18 protein-coding genes are annotated in these 19,236 nt (G+C 59.1%); 13 read left to right on the forward strand and 5 right to left on the reverse strand.

Annotated features, from left to right (window positions below):
- Positions 1 to 251 precede the first annotated feature (251 nt).
- A complete protein-coding gene (locus C3F12_05270; GenBank protein PWB47380.1) occupies positions 252 to 2,639 on the forward strand; it encodes a TonB-dependent receptor in 2,388 nt (795 codons plus the stop codon).
- A 734-nt stretch (positions 2,640 to 3,373) separates the two neighbouring features.
- Positions 3,374 to 5,611 (forward strand): hypothetical protein, encoded by a 2,238-nt coding sequence (locus tag C3F12_05275; protein ID PWB47381.1) that lies wholly within the window; start codon positions 3,374 to 3,376, stop codon positions 5,609 to 5,611.
- Between the two features lies 1 nt (position 5,612).
- Here the strand turns inward: C3F12_05275 and C3F12_05280 are convergent, their stop codons facing one another.
- Positions 5,613 to 5,957 carry an mRNA interferase MazF2 gene (locus C3F12_05280; GenBank protein ID PWB47382.1) on the reverse strand — a complete coding sequence of 115 codons (345 nt, stop codon included), beginning with the start codon at positions 5,955 to 5,957 and terminating at the stop codon, positions 5,613 to 5,615.
- Positions 5,951 to 6,190 (reverse strand): hypothetical protein, encoded by a 240-nt coding sequence (locus C3F12_05285; GenBank protein ID PWB47383.1) that lies wholly within the window; start codon positions 6,188 to 6,190, stop codon positions 5,951 to 5,953. The genes C3F12_05280 and C3F12_05285 overlap by 7 nt, the downstream gene beginning before the upstream one ends.
- A 445-nt stretch (positions 6,191 to 6,635) precedes the next feature.
- Between C3F12_05285 and C3F12_05290 the strand changes: the two genes are divergently transcribed.
- Positions 6,636 to 6,884 carry a hypothetical protein gene (locus tag C3F12_05290; GenBank protein PWB47384.1) on the forward strand — a complete coding sequence of 83 codons (249 nt, stop codon included), beginning with the start codon at positions 6,636 to 6,638 and terminating at the stop codon, positions 6,882 to 6,884.
- Positions 6,885 to 7,584: 700 nt separating this feature from the next.
- Here C3F12_05290 and C3F12_05295 read toward each other — a convergent pair.
- Both C3F12_05295 and C3F12_05300 read right to left on the reverse strand, forming a co-directional pair.
- Complete coding sequence (locus C3F12_05295; GenBank protein PWB47385.1) at positions 7,585 to 7,968, reverse strand: VapC toxin family PIN domain ribonuclease; 384 nt, start codon at positions 7,966 to 7,968, stop codon at positions 7,585 to 7,587.
- Entirely contained in the window at positions 7,961 to 8,236 is a 276-nt protein-coding gene (locus C3F12_05300; protein ID PWB47386.1) for an AbrB family transcriptional regulator, read from the reverse strand. Before C3F12_05300 ends, C3F12_05295 begins: the two co-directional genes overlap by 8 nt.
- A 273-nt stretch (positions 8,237 to 8,509) precedes the next feature.
- On the opposite strand from C3F12_05300, the gene C3F12_05305 reads away from it, so the two are divergent.
- The 10 genes from C3F12_05305 (at position 8,510) to C3F12_05350 (ending at position 18,625) form a co-directional block, all read left to right on the forward strand.
- Positions 8,510 to 9,064: a Uma2 family endonuclease gene (locus tag C3F12_05305; protein PWB47387.1), complete on the forward strand. Its 555-nt coding sequence runs from the start codon at positions 8,510 to 8,512 to the stop codon at positions 9,062 to 9,064.
- 80 nt (positions 9,065 to 9,144) lie between these two features.
- A complete protein-coding gene (locus tag C3F12_05310; protein PWB47388.1) occupies positions 9,145 to 10,125 on the forward strand; it encodes a hypothetical protein in 981 nt (326 codons plus the stop codon).
- Between the two features lies 1 nt (position 10,126).
- Positions 10,127 to 11,377: a hypothetical protein gene (locus tag C3F12_05315; protein PWB47389.1), complete on the forward strand. Its 1,251-nt coding sequence runs from the start codon at positions 10,127 to 10,129 to the stop codon at positions 11,375 to 11,377.
- 118 nt (positions 11,378 to 11,495) lie between these two features.
- Positions 11,496 to 13,706: a hypothetical protein gene (locus tag C3F12_05320; protein PWB47390.1), complete on the forward strand. Its 2,211-nt coding sequence runs from the start codon at positions 11,496 to 11,498 to the stop codon at positions 13,704 to 13,706.
- Between the two features lie 234 nt (positions 13,707 to 13,940).
- Positions 13,941 to 15,782, forward strand: a complete 1,842-nt coding sequence (locus tag C3F12_05325) for a PQQ-dependent dehydrogenase, methanol/ethanol family (protein ID PWB47391.1) — start codon at positions 13,941 to 13,943, stop codon at positions 15,780 to 15,782.
- A gap of 168 nt (positions 15,783 to 15,950) precedes the next feature.
- Entirely contained in the window at positions 15,951 to 16,838 is an 888-nt protein-coding gene (locus C3F12_05330; GenBank protein PWB47392.1) for a quinoprotein dehydrogenase-associated putative ABC transporter substrate-binding protein, read from the forward strand.
- Between the two features lie 40 nt (positions 16,839 to 16,878).
- A complete protein-coding gene (locus tag C3F12_05335; GenBank protein PWB47393.1) occupies positions 16,879 to 17,370 on the forward strand; it encodes a hypothetical protein in 492 nt (163 codons plus the stop codon).
- A gap of 12 nt (positions 17,371 to 17,382) precedes the next feature.
- Positions 17,383 to 17,817, forward strand: a complete 435-nt coding sequence (locus C3F12_05340) for a hypothetical protein (GenBank protein PWB47394.1) — start codon at positions 17,383 to 17,385, stop codon at positions 17,815 to 17,817.
- Positions 17,818 to 18,037: 220 nt separating this feature from the next.
- The gene (locus tag C3F12_05345) at positions 18,038 to 18,244 is read left to right on the forward strand and encodes a cold shock domain-containing protein (GenBank protein PWB47395.1); all 207 of its coding nucleotides are present in this window, start codon (positions 18,038 to 18,040) and stop codon (positions 18,242 to 18,244) included.
- Positions 18,245 to 18,418: 174 nt separating this feature from the next.
- On the forward strand, positions 18,419 to 18,625 hold the full coding sequence (locus C3F12_05350; GenBank protein PWB47606.1) for a cold-shock protein: 207 nt from the start codon (positions 18,419 to 18,421) through the stop codon (positions 18,623 to 18,625).
- 90 nt (positions 18,626 to 18,715) lie between these two features.
- Here the strand turns inward: C3F12_05350 and C3F12_05355 are convergent, their stop codons facing one another.
- On the reverse strand, positions 18,716 to 19,225 hold the full coding sequence (locus C3F12_05355) for a hypothetical protein (GenBank protein ID PWB47396.1): 510 nt from the start codon (positions 19,223 to 19,225) through the stop codon (positions 18,716 to 18,718).
- Positions 19,226 to 19,236 lie beyond the last annotated feature (11 nt).

Consider the following 19,236-nt stretch of genomic DNA (forward strand, 5'->3'; position numbering starts at 1 on the left):
TCCAACAACTTAGTCTCTCCTTACCCTCGGTCATATCCGGCATACGTGTTGCAACATAGACTTCTCCCGGGGGAGGAGTCTACTCGAACGTGCTCAGGTAGACCTGATGCAGTGCGTCTGACGCCTCCTTACATCCATTCTGGAGCCGTCATTCCCGCGAAAGCGGGAATCCAGCGTCGAAAGACTGGATTCCGGAACCTGACCTGGACTCGATCCGGAGTGAAGCCCGGAATGACCATCGCTCTAAAGGGATGTATGGGACACACACGGGGCGTCCTTCTGGAGGTAATGCTATGCGGGGAACTCTAGCACTGGCAGTCGGATTGGTGGGCGGGTTGATCATCGGGTATTCGGCTGACACGGCGTGGGCGCAAGAACCCGAAGTTCCGCAGGAGGCGAGCCCCCTCGAGGCGTTTGAGCTCCCGGCGGTGGAGGTGATCGAACATACCCCTGTGCCGGCTCTCGGCATTCCCATCGAGAAATACCCGGGGAACGTTCAGGAGATGGCGTCTGAAGAGGTCGAGAGTCAGAACCCCCCCGATCTCTCGGATATGCTCTACCGGAATCTCGGCTCGGTCAATATCAACGCCGCTCAGAACAACCCCTGGCAGAACGATGTGACCTTCCGCGGTTTTCTCGCCTCGCCCCTGACCGGCAGCCCCATCGGTCTGTCCGTGTATATGGACGGTATGCGCTTCAACGACGGATTCGGGGAAACCGTCAACTGGGACCTCATTCCCCAGTCCGCCATCGCGGAAATCGATCTGATTCCCGGTTCCAATCCGGTCTTCGGCTTGAATACCCTCGGTGGCGCCCTCAACATCCGCACCAAGCGCGGATTCGATTTTCAGGGTACGGAAATCGAAGCGTCCGGAGGATCTTTCGGGCGCTGGGCGGTGGAGGCAGAGCACGGCGTTGCGCACGGTCCGTTCGACTTGTATCTGACATTCAACGCACTGGACGAACACGGCTGGCGCGAGCACTCGCCGAGTGACTTACGGCAGTTATTCAGCAGAATCGGGTATAAAACGGAGCGCACTGATCTCAACCTGAACTACATCTGGGCCGACAATGATCTTATCGGCAACGGCTTGGTCCCGGAGAGTACACTGGCGCGAGACCGCGATGCCGTCCACACATTTCCCGATCGGACCGAAAATCGTATGCACCTGCTCAACCTGCGCGGCAGTCGCCGGATTACGGATGCCCTGCTGCTCTCGGGGAACGGGTTCTATCGCTATTACAAGCGCAAGACCCTGAATGGGGATGCCGAGGTCGGCTGTATGGACGACGCGACCGGCGAGGGGGTCTTCGACGCCGGCGGCCGTCCGCTGCATCTGGGGCTGTGCGCCGGCTCAGCCGTCGGATTCTTTGACGAGGACGGCAATCCGCTGAGCGGAGCACTGGAGCGCGAAGCCGAGGGTGAGGACCGTACGACGAGAACCCGCACCCATGACTTTGGCGGAATACTCCAGCTTTCGCATAGCGGTTCCATCATGGGCCGCGTCAACCGGCTGACTGTCGGATTCGCCTTCGATCGACACGAAAGCCATTTCAACCAGCGCGAGGCCGAATCGGAACTGGTGCCGGATGGCAACAGCGTGGGCACGGAACGCGAGGAACCCTTTGAGACGGAGGTGAACGTCGGCACCCGGCAGGATAATGCCGGTGTCTACATTACCAATACCTTCGACATCACCGAGCGACTGGCGCTGACGCTGTCGGGGCGATATCAACATGTGGACATTCGCCTACGCGACCGGACGGGCGAGAACGACGATCTCAACGGCCACCATACATTCGAGCGCTTCAGTCCCGCCGTTGGATTGACGTTTCAAGCGCTGAAAAACGCCACGCTCTTCTTTTCCTACAGCGAGGGCTTTCGCGCCCCTACTCCGGCGGAACTTACCTGCGCCGATGAGAATGATCCGTGCAATCTGCCGAATGCGTTTGTTGCCGATCCGCCGCTCAACAAGGTCGTTGCCCGCACGTACGAGTTCGGCACGCGCGGCAGTCTGCCGATCGGAAATGGGTTGCGGTGGAACGCCGGCTTCTTCCGCACCGACTTGAGCAACGACATCCTGTTTACCGTCGTTGAAACCGGTGGGGCCGGCTTTTTCCGGAACGTTGACGCGACACGCCGCCAGGGAGTCGAGGTCGGCCTGCAGGGCAGGTGGCAGCGACTGAGATACTTTGGGAGCTACGCGTATGTTGATGCCACCTACCAAAGCGACGTGACGCTCGCGAGCGTCACGGAATCAGACGGCGTGAGGGTCAAGGACGGCGATCAGATTCCCGGCATCCCCAAGCACAATGCCAAGATTGGCGCAGAGTACGCCCTGCTGGACAATCTCTGGATCGGCGGCAACGTGATCGCCGTGTCCGGCAACTATCTCCGCGGCGACGACGGCAACAACCAAAGCAAGACGGATGCCTACGCGATACTGAATCTTCATGCCCGCTACGTGCCGATCAAGAACCTGGAGATCTGGACGCGCATCGACAACGTCACCGATACCCACTACGAGACGGCGGGCGCGCTCAATTTTAACGCCTTCAGCAATCCCATCGCCGTTGAGCGGTTCGTCGCCCCGGGATCGCCCGTAGCCGGCTGGGTCGGTGTCAAGTTGCGCTTTTGATGCCTGCACTGATAGCGCTTTCTCAACCCTGCCCCACCCATCAACGTTCCGGTCGGCGCCGGTAACAGATTTTAGAGGAAGGAGGCAGTCCCATGAAAACACAATGCCTGGTACTCAGCGCGGTCCTGTTGTCATTTCTGATGGAACTCGCTGGTGAAGTGCGATATCTATTGCCCACGACCCCGCCCCATGATAGGTTTTCGTGTTCACTCGCCCCTCTGCAGGCATTCTGGGATTGAGTGTCCGAACGATTCGGAACCACGAGGTTATGGCCTCTTACCCGGCTTGGCATCTCGGCTTGGCGCATCAGGCTTCCAACCGAGCGCCTCACGTCGATCGGGGGCGCTACGCAACTGGCATAGTGTCCTTTACGCTTCTTTCGACATGCCGTTCGCCCTACGCTGATCGAAGATGTGTGTGCTTGGCTTCGACAGGCCTGTCCTGAGCACCGTTCGTTCCTTCGGCAGGCTCAGGACGAACGGTGTCGACAGGCTCAGCCCGAACGGGTCCAGTGCCAACCGATTACAGCGAGACTACACTGCGGTGTGTCTGAAATTCGCTATATCTGTCCGGCCGTCATTCCGGCCAAGCCGGCATCGGGGGCGCGAGCCGGAATTCAGGAAATACCGGGGGTTCTGGATTCCCGCTTTCGTGGGAATGACGACACATGGAGCGCCGACTTCTTCACCGAACTTCTGATTCAGGACACTGGACATCCTTAAAGGGGTAACTGTATGACGGGAGGTCGAGCGTGGATCGTCGGCGCGCTGGCGGCATCAATCATCGGATGGTCGGGAAACGGCGTGCGGGCTCAAGAGGCTGACACCCCGTCGGAGATTGTCCCGCTTCCGGAAATCGTGGTCACTGCACCGACCCGCCTGGCCGAGGCGCCGCTATCCTTGGCGGAAATCCCCGCCACCGTCCATGTGATGACGGGCGAAGAGGTTCAGCGCTCTCGATCTCTCAATCTCCAGGATGTCATGCAGACGCTTCCAGGGGTCCATCTCAATGACCAGCAGGGCAACTCCTATCAGTTTGATCTGTCGCTTCGAGGCTTCAGTGGGACCTCGGTCACCGGGGTCCCGCAGGGGATCAGCGTCTTCGTGGATGGGGTCCGGGTGAATGAGCCGGCTGTCGAGGAGATCAATTTCGACCTCTTACCCCTCGACCATGTGGAGCGGATCGAGTTGATCCGCGGCCCGACAGCAATCTTTGGCCGGAATGCGCTGGCCGGGTCTATCAACATCGTCACCAAACGTGGGGGTGCAGAACAGGAGATCTCGGGTGAGATGTCGGGCGGCAGCTTCGGTCGCCGGAAGGGCGGCGGGCACATCAGCGGGACCGCCGGGCTGATCGATTATTACTTCGCCGGGAGCCGGTTCGATGAGGACGGCTGGCGGGATCAAACCGATAGCCGCCTCTCCCAGGCATTCGGGAAGCTGGGATTTCGCCATGGCGGTACCGACATCACCCTCTCCTACCAGTTTCAAAACAACAGGATCCTGCAGGCAGGGACATTGCCGGAAAGCGTCCTGAATGTCGATCGAACGGCGAACTTTACCGGGGGAGACTTCTTCAATCCGAACCTCCATATGGGCGTTCTCAATGTTCACCAGCGGCTCGGAGCCGGCTTCTCTCTGGCCCTCAACGGCTTTGCCAGAAGTTTTGAAACCGAGCAGTTCAACGTCAGTCTGATCAGCGAGAACACCCGTCTGTTTAACGATACCTTCTCCGGCGGTGGGACGGTGCAACTGACACACGAAGGTCGATTCTGGGGGCGTAAAAATAGTCTCACACTTGGGGTTGAGGGTGCGCGTCATGACGTGGGTATTACGGTCTCCGAGGAGCAGAACGACCGGTCCCGTCAGCAATGCCGAGCGGAGGCGATCGCCGCCGGCGAGGATCCTGATGACGCCTGCCCGGAAAAGACGCTGACCTCCGTCCTTTCCGACAAACAGGACACCGTCGGGGCATATATCCACAATACCGCCGAGCTGGGGCGCGGGCTATTGCTGTCGAGCGATAGCCTGTTTGTGACCGGGGCGCTCCGGGCCGACTATGTCCGTCACAGTATTATCGACTCGAGTCCCGAAGAGCCGGGAAAGGCGTCGGGAAGGGCCTCGTACAGTCGTGTACTCCCCAGGGCGGGTATCAATTACAATCTCTCGGATCGTTACGGGTTGTACTTCTCATATTCGCAAGGATTTCGTGTCCCGGCCTTTCTGGAGCTGACCTGCGCAAGGGCCGATTCGCCCTGCGTCGGCTTGCAGGCGGGGGTGGCGCCGGATACCGGGTTTCTCAAGTTGAGTCCTGTGCGAGTCCACAACTACGAGGTTGGCTTCCGGGCGCGTCCCCTCCCATGGCTGGAGGGGAACCTGGCGCTCTACCGGACCGACGTGAGGGACGATATCTTTTCGGTCTCCGATCCGGCCGAGCTGACGGTCTTCTTTCAGAACGTGGGCAACACCCGACGGCAGGGGATCGAGATCGGCCTGCGCGGAATCTTTCAGAACCTCCTCGAAACATACGTCAACTACACGCTGACCCGGGCGACATTTCGGGACAACATCCAGCTCGCCTCGCCTCGGACGCCCGGCATCCCTCAGCAGGTCGACGCGGGGGACGACATCCCCATGACCCCAAGCCACCGGATGAATGCCGGTCTCCGCTATCATTTCAATCGATGGCTGTCCTTCTCGCTGGACCTGAGCTACGTCGGCGATCAGTTTCTCCGAGGCGACGAGGCGAATACCCAGGCGAAGCTCGACGACTACGTCGTCTTGAACGCCGGTCTCGATCTTCACTGGCAGCAGGTTGCCGGATTCGTGAAGATCAGTAATCTGACCGACAACCGTTACGAGACGTTCGGGACCTTTGCGCCCAACGCCAAGGTCGCCGGCGAACCGATCGAGCGCTTCCTAAACCCCGCCCCGCCCATCAACGTCCTGGTCGGCATGAGCTACCGATTCTGAACTACCTGCCGAGTACGATGTCGATCCCGGCGAGGATGAGTCTTAGCTGTACAGCCGGAAGCTTGCCGACCCGCTCCGTGAGGTGCGCCTTATCCACAGTGACGATCTGCGACACATTGGCGACCGACTCTCTGGTGAGCCCCGTGGCGCGGGGCGCGAGGGTCACGTTCCCCGGCGCCGCCGCCCACTTGAGATTGCTGGTCAACGGGATGCACACCACCGTACCGATTCGGCTACGGTTCAGACTGTCACCCTGGATGACAACGATAGGGCGCCGGAACCCGGGACCGGATCCGCTGGGCTCCGGCAGATCAGCCCACCACACATCTCCCTGTGAGATCACCACTCGCTACGCTCCAGGATCTGGCGCGCAGCTCTCGCAGTGAACTCATCGGGCGTGGCCTCTCCCAGTTCGGCGCACACGCGGTCCATTGCGTCGGTTACCTCATCCGAGGCATGCCGTGCGACATACTCGCAGAGGGCCTCGCTGAACAGCCGACTGCGGGACATGCCTGTGCGTTTGGCCAACCTCTCGACCTGCTTGAAGATCTCGTCAGGGATGGAGACGGCAGTTTTCATACCGATAGTATAACCACAGATATCCAGGGTGTCAAGGCGGAGAATCCGGAGCCCGGGACACCGTCTTCCCGTCCTTTTCCCTCGACCCCACCCGGCTGCACTAGGCCAAAAGGCGTATTGACAGCCTTACCTGGCCGGGGTACACGAGACAGGTTGTCACAGGCCGTTCCAGATATTCATCTTGCTCAGGAGTTCTTTTTGCTTCCCCTCGCCCCCCCCAGCTATCCCCCGCATCCTAATGCCTTCACCTGGCCCCTGGCTGCGCCATATACGCCAAATGAACTATTGACGCAGATGGGGCAGCGCGTGCCACAATCAGCGTGAACTTATCGGGACGCCTAATCCCAGGGAAAGAGAGGGAGCGGAGAGGGCCGATACGCCCATACCAAAGCTGGAAGAGTCCTCTTGCGACCGGGGATGAACAGTTTTCGCTGGAGGTGCCGAAATGCGAGATCGAAGGTCGTGTAAAGCCGTGCGGATCACCGTCGGCGTGGTGTTCTTATCCGCCTTGCTCTGGGCGTGCGGGAGAAGTACGGGCCAGCCTGGAATCAGAGAGTGGTTCCGTTTTGGCTTTTTGGGTGGGCAAATTTGGTCCCTCGCCATCGACCCCGCCACCCCCACCACTCTCTACGTGGGGACCTGGCTCGGCGGTTTCAAGAGCACCGACGGTGGCGTGACCTGGGGAGCGCGATGAGCACGTGGCTGGTCAACCGCGATGTCCGGACCCTCATTATCGACTACGCCACCGCCTCACCCCGACGCGGGAACGCGAGCGGTGTCTTCGTATTTAGAGGGAAAGCGGTGCATTTGGCGCCAGGCCCCGAGCTGCCCGGGACAGGTCCAGGGCAAGAGTCTGAGCGCGATGCTGCCTCCCGGCACGACCGCCTCGGGGCAGTATGTGATCGCCGTGCTTGATGCCGCCAACGTCATCGCCGAGCAGGATGAGACGAACAATGTGATCGTGTTCGGGCCGATGCCGTGAGGGGGCCGATGGGAACCGGTGAGCAAATCCCCCCGCGCCCCCCTTTTGTAAAGGGGGGGACTTGCGACGCAAGATCCTGTGCAACTCAACAGGAGATTGACACCGCCTGACACTCTTGGTAGGGTTACGACGAGATAACAAGGGGCCAGGACCGTGACGTACAAGTCAAATTCACCTACGACGATTACCTGCTGTTCCCCGACGACGGCCGACGCCCTCAGTACACCCCTCCTGCCGGGATTCAGCATACCGCCGATCGAGCTGTTCGAGCGGTAACCGCCCCAATGCCGTAGACGTCAACCAGATTGTGCCCCTGTTGATCGATCTCGTGACGTGACCAGCTCGCGCCGCAAGAATCGTACGCCCCCTGAGGCAGCACCATCCGCCTGACCATTCATTGCATCCGGGCTGATCAGCGAATCAGTTTGACGGATACCCCGGCGTCGATGTCTGCCCACGCCTGGTCCGCCGTAACGGCGGTGGCGTCGAGACGACGGGCGAGAACCAGGCAGACCCGATCGCCCAGGGACAACCCTGAGGGTCGGGTCGCCGGCGCGAGGAGTCCCACCTCGATGCTCTGCTCGACATCGAACAGGACGGTTTCCAGCGGCAGGACGTTCAGGACCTCCCGAATGGCGGATTCCGGCATTCCGGCAAGAGCCAGGCGTGTGACGACCTCAGCCAGGTTGACCGTTGAGATTGCAGCATCTGCTAAAAACGGGGCAACCTTCTCCGCCCCCACCTCCTGATTCAGGAGGGCAAGGAGCGCCGAGGCATCCAGGACAGCCCTACTCACGCTGCGCCTCTTTCCGACGCTCCCGCAGCAGCGTATCGACCAGGGCGGCGTCTGCCGGAATATGACGGCGAACGCGGCGTTGGGCCTCAGCAATGGCTTGTCGGAGCGGGATCAGGCGCAACGTCGCCTCTTCGATCCTGATGACTACAGGATCGCCCGGTCTGAGGGTAAGTGCCTTGCGGAACGAGGCCGGGATGACGACCCTTGCCCCTCGACCTATTCTGGTTACCACCCCGTCGCGTGGGCTGTCTTTCAACTTGACTGTCATGATCTAAATAATACCACAAAGTATATTTACGTCAAGTATCAGCAATATACCAATATCTTAAAAGCAGACATAAACGTTCGGTGTACCATTACTGTAAGACGATTCATGGTGTAGTCACAAGCTCACCGTATTTCAGTGAGAGCACGGTCAGAACGCTTTAGCCTCTCCGGCTGTCTGTGCCGCAAGATTGAATTTATCTTAGTAGGCGCGAGGGGGTTGACACCGCCTCAGGCTCTTGGTAGGGTTACGACGAGATAACAAGGGGCCGGGACCGTGACCGTACAAGTCAAATTCACCTATGACGATTACCTGCTGTTCCCCGACGACGGCCGACGCCACGAGCTGATCGATGGAGAGCACTATATGACACCCGCGCCGTCAACGACACATCAGAGATTGGTGGTACGCCTTTCGATTGCCCTCGGGACTTTCCTGAATCGACAGAAGGCTGGGCAGATTTTTGTCGCCCCCACCGATGTCGTCCTCTCCGACCTCGATGTCGTCCAACCGGATCTCATCTTTGTCTCATCGGCTCGGGCCTCGATTATTACTGCAAAGAACATCCAAGGCACACCCGACCTCCTCATCGAAATCCTCTCCGAGACCACCCGTAAGACCGATGAGATCATCAAGCGGAAACTCTACGAGCGGTACGGCGTACAGGAGTACTGGATCGTCGACCCGGAGCTGGAGACGGTGAAGATCTATCGCATAACCCCTCAGGGCTACAGCCGCACCGCCGAGCTAAGCCGTGAGGCGACCGACACCCTCAGTACACCCCTCCTGCCGGGATTGAGGATTGTACTGGTCGAGTTGTTCGAGCAGTAAGACCAGATGACACAGGACCGGTACAGCGGTCGCCGAAAAAACGGCTCGCCTGCTTTGGGTGGATTCGCTATAATCATTACATGACTCCGAAGGACACCCTCGCTTTTGACAATCAGGGAGGCAGTACCGAGGTCAGTCGGACTTCCAATGCAGCTCACCCTGCCATGACATCATTCGTGGGTTTTCAGACCAGATCACTTTCGTTGGGACGATTTCTCGTCAGTTCCACCGGATTCCACCTGATCCTGGCCTGGATCGTCATCAGCTTTGGGATTCCCAAGGTTCCATCGGCTTCAAAGCCCCTGGTTGTCAATATCATCGGAAGCAACAACTCCGGATCGTCTGCTGAGTCCGGACGACCTGATCGTGCGGAGACCAAGCGACCGGGCGCACCTGGACCGGTCGCATCACCCGCCAAGGCTATGGCCAAACCTCAGGTTTCGCCTCCGACTTCTGCTGCTGCGCCGCCTGCGCCTGCTCAGGTGATGGACCCGGACGATCACGTTGCCGAGCCGAAGGCTGTCGGCATGGCCGCCGGCGGGGCGGACACCGCGGGTATCGGTGCGGCGACGGCATTCGCCATGGGTGGTCCGTCGCGGGGGCCGGTTGTCCTGGGTCCCGACGGGGATGGCGCGGTCGAGTCCGGCCCGGCGCATCGCGGTGGAAGAGGGGGCGGACTTGACACCGCCTTGGTTGCGCCTACGATGCCGGCGGTCACTGTAGGTTTGCCCTATGGTACGGGCGGTGGAGGAGCAGGCTGGGCCGGCAATGGTGCTGGGTCTGGAGGGCGATTCGCAGCCGCCAATTACGGGGTTAATCCGCTGCCGAAGTATCCCCTGACGGCGCGGGAGAAAGGATATGAGGGGACGGTCTTCCTGCGGGTATTGGTTCGGGTGGATGGCCGCGTTGAGCGACTGACGGTGGATCGATCCTCCGGATACGAGATGCTGGACCGGGCTGCGGTGGACGCGGTCAGGGAGTGGGCGTTTTTTCCGGCGAAACGGGGCGGTAAGACGGTAGAAAGCTGGGTGCTGCTTCCAGTCAAGTTTGCGCTCAACTGATATGGCATCGGGTATGACGGCTCTCCGGCAGACTCCGACAACACGCTCCACATTTATCATCCTGCCTTTTATCCTCTTCTTCTTATTGTTTATGTCTGCTTCCCAGACCACAGGGGCCGAGCCGGCTAATAAGTTCTTCTACGACGAAAAGGGGCGAGTGATTCGGGAGGAGATCGACACCGGTTCCGGACGGATCGATACATGGGTCACCTATCGCGAGGGGCGTGCGGTTCTTCAGGCCGTCGACACGGACAAAGACGGCAAGCCCGATGCCTGGTACCATCTGGCGTCAAATCGTCAGGTGGAGAAGGCCGAGAAAGACAGCAACGGCGACGGCAAGCCCGATGTCTGGATGGTCTATCAGCAGGGCGCGCCGACTAAGGGGGAACAGGATCTGGATGCCGATGGGCGTATCGATCGATGGATCTTCTACGAAAAGGGAAGGGTCGTTCGAGCCGAGGAATCGCTGAAACGCGACGGCAAGATCACCCTCTGGTCGTTTTACGGCAGTGGCGGCGTACTGATTCGAGACGAAGAGGATGCCAAGGGCATCGGTCGGCCGACGCTCTTTTCTTACTATCAAGAAGGGAAGCTCTCGAAACGCGAGGAGGATACCAAGGGTTCTGGGCGAATAGATCGCTGGTCCTATTATGATCAGGATGAGCGCCTGATCCGACGTGAGGCGGCTCGAAAGGGATCCGGACGGCCCGACGTCTGGGCTTACTATGAGAACGGACAGATTGTCAGGCAAGAGGAGGATGTCCTGGGTCGGGGACGTCCGAATGTCGCCTACTTCTTTCAAGCGGGGACGCTGGCTCGCCGAGAGGAGGACACACAAGGAGGCAGCGGTCGGCCGGATCTGATCGAGTGGTACGAGAATACCAAACCGGTCAAGCGGCATCAGGACACCAGACGACAGGGGAAGACGGATGTTGTAACCTACTTTCACGATGGTGCTATTCAACGGCAGGAGGTGGACACCAAATACGAAGGGCGATACGATCTGATTCGCTTTTTTGAGAACGGCCGTCTCGCAAGAGAAGAGTACGACACCAATGCGGACGGCCGACCGGACGTCTGGGTTGCCTACAATGAAACGGGCGAAAAGGTGTTTCAGGACGAGGACACCGACTACACCGGCAAGGCCCAGATCCGTTTTCGCTTCGCGGGTGGGAAGGTTGTGGGAAAGGAGCTGCTGAAACAGCAGCGAGCCGACAGCCCGCCCCGCCTTCTGATGCCCAAGATTCCGTAGTGCCAAGCCGCGCAATCCGGCGCGTCTTCAGAGAAAAATTGCTTGACAGGTCTCGCGCGAGTACGCTATATCTCCACCGCGTCAAACAGCGTCTCGAAAGAGTTTTGCTCTCCGTTGCGTGAGAGAGGGCGCGCTGTCTTTCCTTGATGTTATCGAGTCGGTGCCGTTTGCGTTCAAAGGCATGAAGGGTTCCGCCTATTTTGTAATGAAGACAAAAACGGGAAGAGCTGCCCCCTCCTACGGATGGCGTGGACCGGTCTTCCTGTCTCTCGCTGTTGCCTGTGTGATTCCGCTCATTGCCCGTCAAGCCTGCGCGTTGGAACCCGCCTTTGGTCAAGCTGCTGAAGACGCCGCAGCCAAACTGGCTGAGGCCTTCCCGGTTGTCCAGGGGGCCGTGACCGCCGTTGAGAAGGACCGCGTCCTGATCGACCTTGGCGCCAAACAGGTCTATCAGGGGATGGAGCTGCAGGTCTACCGCGAGGGCGAAGAGGTCAAACACCCGGTCACCGGCGAGGTGCTGGGGAGGCGGGACAAAAAGCTGGGTCTCCTCAGGGTTGTCGAGGTGAAGGAGCGATTCTCCGAGGCGACGATTGTCTCCAGAGAAGAGGGATCGGTCATTCGGACGAGAGATCTGGTTCGGGTGACTTCGGACCGGCTTGTGGTTGGCCTTCCTCTGATCGATGCCGGTGGGGTCAAGGAGGCGAACGTCCAGTCGGCGACCAAGGATCTGGCCATTGCGCTGGCCAAGACCGGCCGTTTTATCGTCATTGAGGATCCGCTGCTTAAAGCAGCCCTGGCGGGGGAGCGTACCCCGCAGGTGGGATCGTTCAGTGACCCCTCAACCTTAAAGTTGTTGGCGGAGAAAGCCCATGCGCAACTCCTCATTCTGGGTAAGCTGAACCCTGGCCACCGGGGACTGTTCCTCGATCTTCAGGTGATGTCGGTTGTGACGGGGGCGCCATTGACGGTGGCAAGCGTTGAGGTGACGGAGCGTGGGCCGATTGTGATGGCCGCCCCGTCGCCTGTGTCACGGCCGGCCCTCCGACCAGGTACGGGACCGGGACCATCGGCGACGTCGCGACCGTCATTCATCACCGAGCCACAGACCGGTTCTCGATCGGAGATGGCCTCATCCCGCCGGAGCCCGGCTGCCCAACCGCCGTCGCGAGAGGCCGACAGCCCTTCGTTCCTGACGGCGACCAGAAGCGACGCGACCCCAGCACCCTCTGCCGAAAAAGGCGCTCAAGAAGCTGTGACGATCGAGCTGTCCGATCCGTTGCTTGCGCTGGCGGCGGGCGATCTGGATGGAGATCAGCGGCCTGAGATCGTCGGGATCACCTCGTCCGAGGTGATTGTGTATCGGTGGCAGAATCAACGATTGGTCTCGATCGCCAAGGCCGGCAGCCCGAGACTGGTTCGTCACCTCCATCTGGACGTCGGGGCGATCAATGGCCGCGGTCCGGCCCAGGTGGTCGTGACCGCCCTGTCGGGCGGTCGAAACGATCTGCAGTCGTTTGTGTTGGAACTCCGAGACGGTCGACTCGTTCGGATTGCGGAGAAGCTGGGCTATTTCCTTCGGGTCGTGACGGGGCCGGGCATCGACACGCCCATCCTGGCCGGTCAGCGGATGGGGGAGCTGACGGCGTTTGAGGGGCCGATCGTCCGACTGGCGTGGGACGGCACCCGCTATGTCGAGGGCCAGCCGCTCGCCCTTCCGGCTCAGGTGAAAAAACTGTATGAATTTGCGCCGCTGAAGGCCGTCGGCGATCAGATATCGGAGGTGGTTGTGGTCAGCGACCAGCGGGTCAAGACCTACGGTAGCGGGGACAAGCCGTCCTGGGAGGGCAAGGATGATTTGGGGGATGTTGATCATCTTGCCTTTTTCCACGTCCCGACGTACCGGGCATTGCAGATGCTCCAGGCGAAAGAGGGGCTCCAGTCCGGTTCGGGGATCCAGATTACGCCTGAAGAGCACGCCGTCCGGGAGATCCTGCCGCGGCGGGTTCTTGTTGAGGCGACGCCTCTATGGGGCAACGCGAAGACCGAGCTGCTGACCTTCACGAATCCAAAAAAGGTTGGGGTGTTTCGAACGGAGATGGCCTACCCCCCGAGTCAGGTAGTGGCGTTTGATCGCCAGAACGGCACCTTTGCGCGGGGATGGGAGACGATCCCGCTTGAGGGGCAGGTGCGTGACGTCGCCTTGGCGGATCTCAACGGTGCGGGCCGGAAAGACCTGATTGTCCTGTCGGCGGTCAAGGAGAAAGGCCTCATCGCCTATCTGCAGGACGGTTCGCGTGGTATCATCAGCGTATTTTCCTTTGTCCGTTAGCGCGTCGTATGTATGACAGGGTGTTCATTGAACCACCTGATGCAATGCCATCTGCAAAAGAAAGGAGGGGTGAACGACAGTTTTTCATCGTGAGTGATTACGTATGTGGATTGCCGTGCGCAAGACCGGCGTACATGCAGTAGATGCACGACCGTATGAGAAAACGATGAGGGATGAGTAGCTGAAAGAGCGCGTCTGGTAAGTAATGGGACCGAATGAAGAGGGAGGCATTCAATGAGCCTAAAACGAAGTACGTCACTGATCGGGGGTCTGCTGATCCTGGCTGGAAGCCTTGTCGTGACGGCGCCGATGGCCTCTGCCAACGACGACCTGCTCAAGCTCCAGAAAGATGACGGGCAGTGGGCGCAGCAGGGGAAGAACTATGCGGCGACCCGCTACAGCACCCTGAACCAGATTACGCCCGACAACGTGAAAAACCTGAAGGTCGCCTGGTCGTTCTCGTTGGGGACCCTCAACGGCCAAGAGGGAGGCCCGCTGGTTGTCGGCGACACCATGTACGTCCACAGCTCCTACTCAACGGGCAACTCGCACAACATCTTCGCGCTTGACCTGTCCAAGGAAGGGGCGCCGATCAAGTGGAAGTACGTGGCCAAGCACGACCCAAAGGCGGTTCCGGTCGCCTGCTGCGACCTCGTCCATCGGGGTCTCAATTACGCGAACGGCAAGATCCTGTATCAGACGCTTGACGGTATCGTGATTGCCCTCGATGCCAAGACCGGCAAGGAGATCTGGAAGGCTCGGAATGCCGATCCCTCGAAGGGTGAGACGAACACCGGCTCCGGCATGGTGATTCACAATAAGTTCATTGTGGGTGTCGCCGGAGGTGAATTCGGCGTCCGCGGGTGGATCTCGGCCTACGACGTCGACACCGGGAAGCTGATCTGGAAGGCCCGCAGCGCGGGACCCGATGACGAGCTCTTGCTGGCGTCGGATTTCAACTCCGCCAATCCGCATTACGGGCGATTTGGCGAGGGGACCAAGAGCTGGCCCGGCGAGCAGTGGAAAGTGGGCGGCGGCACTACCTGGGGCTATTGGTCCTACGACCCCGAGTTGAATCTGCTCTATTACAGCACCGGCAACCCGGGGACCTGGAACCCCGCTCCCCGCAAGGGCGGCGACAACAAGTGGTCGATGACCATCTGGGCCCGCAACCCTGATACCGGGATGGCCAAGTGGGCCTACCAGATGACCCCGTGGGATAACTGGGACTATGACGGGATCAATGAGTCTCTTCTGACCGACCAGACGATCGGCGGTAAGAAGGTCAAGGCCCTCACGCACTTCGACAGGAACGGCTTTGTCTACACCCTGGATCGCACCAACGGCACCCTCCTCAAGGCCGATGCGTTCGTCTATGTCAACTGGGCCAAGGGGGTCGATCTGAAGACGGGACGGCCGATTGTGAACACCGAGAAGCTGACCAAGCAGGGCGAGGACACCAAGAATATCTGTCCCTGCGCCATGGGCGGCAAGAACCAGGTGCCGGCTGCCTACTCTCCGAAGACGAACCTCTTCTATGCGGCCGTCAACAACATGTGCATGAACTATGAGGGCGTGCTGGTTCAGTATACGGCCGGCGCTCCGTACGTGGGCGCGAATGTCCTGATGTTCAACGGTATGTCCAGCGGTGGCGAGCGCAAAGACAACTGGTGGGGTAATGTCATCGCCTGGGACGTCAACCAGGGAAAAAGGGTATGGGACATCAAAGAGCAGCAGCCGCCATGGAGCGGCCCGGTCGTGACGTCTACAAACGTGGTCTTCTACGGCACGATGGACGGCTGGTTTAAGGCGGTTAGCGCTGTCGATGGGAAGCTCCTGTGGAAGCACAAGGTCGGCTCCGGGATCATCGGGAACCCGATGACCTTCAAAGGGCCGGACGGCAAGCAGTATGTCGCCGTCTACTCCGGGATCGGCGGGTGGTTCGGCGCCACCGTGTCGCTCGACCTGCCGCCGGATGATCCGACTGCCGCATTGGGCGGTGTGAATGCGGCCTACCTGTCCGGTCTGCCCATGGCATCAAGCAAGGGCGGGACGCTGTACGTGTTTGGTCTGTAAGTTAATATGCCTGGAACCGGCGCCGAAGGATTGTCTCTTCGGCGCCGGTTTTTTGTGCTATAATACGGCTAGGTAATTTTCAGGTCGTAGGGACAAACAGGTCGATAGGCTGGAGGCTGTTAGGTAATCTTCAGCCTTCAGCCTAAGCCTTTATGTTGAGGATGTATGATGGACCGAAGACGTACTACACTCAGTGGATTGATTGCGCTGCTGCTGCTGCTACCCTTTGTCGGACAGGCCTCAGGCGCTCATCTTTCGCAACTCAAGGTCTGTGGCGATCCGGATAACCTGCCCTTCTCGAACAAGCAATCGGAGGGGTTTGAGAACAAGATTGCCGAGGTCATCTCCAAGGAGATGGGAGCAGAGCTGGCCTACTTCTGGTGGCCCCACCAGCGTGGGTTGGTCCGGCGTGCGCTGCGACCGGGACTCTGTGATGTGATGATCTCGATCCCGCAGGGCTGGGATCAGGTGCTCTGGACAAAGCCCTATTATCGGTCGGCGTATGTCCTGATCTATCCCAAGAATCGAGGGTTGCAGATCACATCGCTCGATGATCCGATTTTGAAGCAACTTAAGATTGGCGTATATATCAACACCCCGCCGGCGGAGGCATTGGCCAACAGGGAGATCAGGGCCAATGTCGTCGGTTACAGCCTCTTTGATAACGTTTCGACCGTGCGATCGGATAAGATCATCCGGGACCTGATTGCCGGCGAACTTGATGTCGTACTGGATTGGGGGCCGATGGCCGGCTATGCGGTCAAGCAGTTGAACGGATCGTCACCCCTGGAGGTCGTCCTCCTCCAGGGTGGAGAGCCGGGACTTCCTTTTACCTTTGAGTTTTCTATGGGGGTGAAGGAAGGCAATAAGGAACTCAAGGCTGAGCTTGAGGCGGCGATCGGCAAGCGCCAGGTCGAGATTCGGAAGATCCTGGAGGATTACGGGGTGCCACTTTTGCCGCTCCTGGCGCGCGAGCAATTTTCAAAGACTGAAGACAAGCCTGGAGAAATCTTTTACCGCCGTTTCGATCGGGAGGATCCCCTTCCCTCCTACTGAAAAGGGCTAACCTAATCTTCTCTTACGAGGACCAGTGACCATGAGACAGAAAAAGTCGCTTGTTACCACGTTAATCCTCAGCGTTGTGATGTTGGGATGTGCCCAGAGCCTGACGGCTCAGACACAGAAGGAGCCGGAGAGGGCCGCACAGTATGCTCAAGCGCAGCCGGCCGAGTCGCCGAAGGCGCCTGAGACCCCAGCGCCTGCGGATCAGACGCCCAAGAAGCTGAATCCGTTTACCGGCAATCCGGATGCGATTAAGGAAGGGCGGCAATTATATCTGCAGAACGGGTGTCCGGGCTGTCATGGTTCTGGAGGCGGCGGTGCAATGGCCGGCGCGACGCCGTTCATCCGTGACGCCTGGAAATTTGGTGGTGACGACGAGACCTATTTCAAGGTGATCAAGGGGACCTATCCGGGTCAGACGATGCCGGCGGTATTCGGGGCCAATCTGACCGATGAGCAGACATGGAAAATCATTGCCTGGATCCGGTCCATCTATAAAGGCGATCCGGAAAGGATCGTCTGGTAGGGCGATACACGGATGAGTCGGTCTCGTGTACGGCCCGATTCCGCCGGGCATCGAATAGTGGGTGCGAGGCGGACGGTTGGGGCGCTGGTGCTTGCGCTAGTCGCCTTCGTTCTTGTCCCGCAGGCCCTCGCTCAGGACGATATCGGGCTCCCGATCCATCCGCAGGCCGTTGCGTCGACGATCGTTCGTCGATCCGGAGAGGGCGAAGGAACCCGGTGGTTTCAGGTGAGCTTCACGGCCAACGCGCCCTATGGCCAGGTCGTCAAATTCTATCGGGAGAAGGTGGGTAGGGATGCGCAGGTCTCCCAGGTGGACTCCGGAAAGCTGATGAATACACTGATCCTGATCAGTCGAGATCCCGCAGATCAGTTCAACGTCAATATCAGTAGTAAGCCGGGGAAAAAGGCCACGCGGGTCGAGCTATCCCGGAACGTGGCCGGTCCATAGATACTTTATGTAATAATGTGTGAAAGTGTGGTTTTTTAGACGGAAAAGCCTAAAAAAGTTCTTGACATTACAACGTATTACCTTTATTGTGCTGTTGACTCCGTAGCACGCTTTTGTTGCGCAATTTCGAGAACCGCGAAAGCTGCTGAATGAGGCTTTCGCGGTTTTTGTTTATCGGGGCACCGCCCCGAGTGTTCAGATGGAAGGGGGTGAAAGTTTCATGCGAGTAACAGGTACAGTGAAGTGGTTCAATGATGCAAAAGGTTACGGATTTATTGCGCGGGAAGATGGCGACGACGTTTTCGTACACTATTCAGCGATTTCCGGATCCGGCTTCCGATCCCTTAACGAGGGGCAGGCCGTAGAGTTTGACGTCGTAGATGGACCAAAGGGCAAGCAGGCAGCCAACGTGACCAGGGCAGCGTAGAGCTTACGTCCGCTCCGAACCAAGCAATGCAATGCCTTTATTGTGCATTTGACGTTGTAGCACGCTTTTGTTGCGCAATTTCGAGAACCGCGAAAGCTGCTGAGTGAGGCTTTTGCGGTTTTTGTGTATCGGGGCACCGCCCCGAGTGTTCAGATGGAAGGGGGTGAAGATTTCATGCGAGTGACAGGTACTGTAAAGTGGTTCAACGATGCGAAGGGCTACGGCTTTCTCGCGCGGGAAGATGGCGAGGACGTATTCGTACACTATTCAGCGATTTCCGGATCCGGCTTCCGATCCCTTAACGAGGGGCAGGCCGTAGAGTTTGACGTCGTAGATGGACCAAAGGGTAAGCAGGCAGCCAACGTGACCAGGGCAGACTAGCCCACCGACGTTCTGTGCTGAACCGTAACGGCCTCTCGGAGAATCCTCCGGGGGGCCGTTCTCTTTTACGGGTTCCGCCGTCCGCTGAACTCAGTGTGGTGTCGCCGTATTTATTCGGCGAGTGGAGCGAATCAACAACCAGATACACAGTGTGAGTTTCACCAGATCGAGGACGGTGAAGGTCAGATGGAGTCTCTTGAAGTAGGCCAATGCAGGGGGTGGCGGGGTACGAGGTACGAAGTCCAGGCTCCGACCGAGCGTCAGAAGCATCTGACTGAACAGCAGCGACCCGAGGACGACGGCGAAAATCACGATGGCGATGGTGAGCGCCGTACGGTCTAACGGTCTCAATCCGACGACAGCAACGATGACGGCTGCGCCGAACACGACTTGGGCCACTCCCCAGGCGCTGAAATAGAGCCGATTGAGTTCCGCCACCAGATAGCGTAAGACACTACGAGCCTCATCCTGTCCACCGAGAGGAGCAATCGCGTGAGAGAACTCCTGCGTCGGCGAAGACAGCAGCCGATCGACCGTCCGGAAATTTTGTGTCGCGACGAATGCCATAAATAGGGTGCCGAGGATCCACCCGCCAAGCACCGTCGCGAGAA

This window comes from Candidatus Methylomirabilota bacterium, assembly GCA_003104975.1.
GTDB lineage: Bacteria > Methylomirabilota > Methylomirabilia > Methylomirabilales > Methylomirabilaceae > Methylomirabilis.

What these genes read in the sequence shown, in the direction of transcription:
- C3F12_05285 (PWB47383.1), bottom strand. Translation starts at nt 6,190, where the DNA reads ATGAAAACTGCCGTCTCCATCCCTGACGAGATCTTCAAGCAGGTCGAG.
- C3F12_05330 (PWB47392.1), top strand. Translation starts at nt 15,951, where the DNA reads ATGGACCGAAGACGTACTACACTCAGTGGATTGATTGCGCTGCTGCTG.
- C3F12_05275 (PWB47381.1), top strand. Translation starts at nt 3,374, where the DNA reads ATGACGGGAGGTCGAGCGTGGATCGTCGGCGCGCTGGCGGCATCAATC.
- C3F12_05345 (PWB47395.1), top strand. Translation starts at nt 18,038, where the DNA reads ATGCGAGTAACAGGTACAGTGAAGTGGTTCAATGATGCAAAAGGTTAC.
- C3F12_05340 (PWB47394.1), top strand. Translation starts at nt 17,383, where the DNA reads ATGAGTCGGTCTCGTGTACGGCCCGATTCCGCCGGGCATCGAATAGTG.
- C3F12_05300 (PWB47386.1), bottom strand. Translation starts at nt 8,236, where the DNA reads ATGACAGTCAAGTTGAAAGACAGCCCACGCGACGGGGTGGTAACCAGA.
- C3F12_05325 (PWB47391.1), top strand. Translation starts at nt 13,941, where the DNA reads ATGAGCCTAAAACGAAGTACGTCACTGATCGGGGGTCTGCTGATCCTG.
- C3F12_05310 (PWB47388.1), top strand. Translation starts at nt 9,145, where the DNA reads ATGACTCCGAAGGACACCCTCGCTTTTGACAATCAGGGAGGCAGTACC.
- C3F12_05290 (PWB47384.1), top strand. Translation starts at nt 6,636, where the DNA reads ATGCGAGATCGAAGGTCGTGTAAAGCCGTGCGGATCACCGTCGGCGTG.
- C3F12_05315 (PWB47389.1), top strand. Translation starts at nt 10,127, where the DNA reads ATGGCATCGGGTATGACGGCTCTCCGGCAGACTCCGACAACACGCTCC.
- C3F12_05350 (PWB47606.1), top strand. Translation starts at nt 18,419, where the DNA reads ATGCGAGTGACAGGTACTGTAAAGTGGTTCAACGATGCGAAGGGCTAC.
- C3F12_05270 (PWB47380.1), top strand. Translation starts at nt 252, where the DNA reads ATGTATGGGACACACACGGGGCGTCCTTCTGGAGGTAATGCTATGCGG.
- C3F12_05335 (PWB47393.1), top strand. Translation starts at nt 16,879, where the DNA reads ATGAGACAGAAAAAGTCGCTTGTTACCACGTTAATCCTCAGCGTTGTG.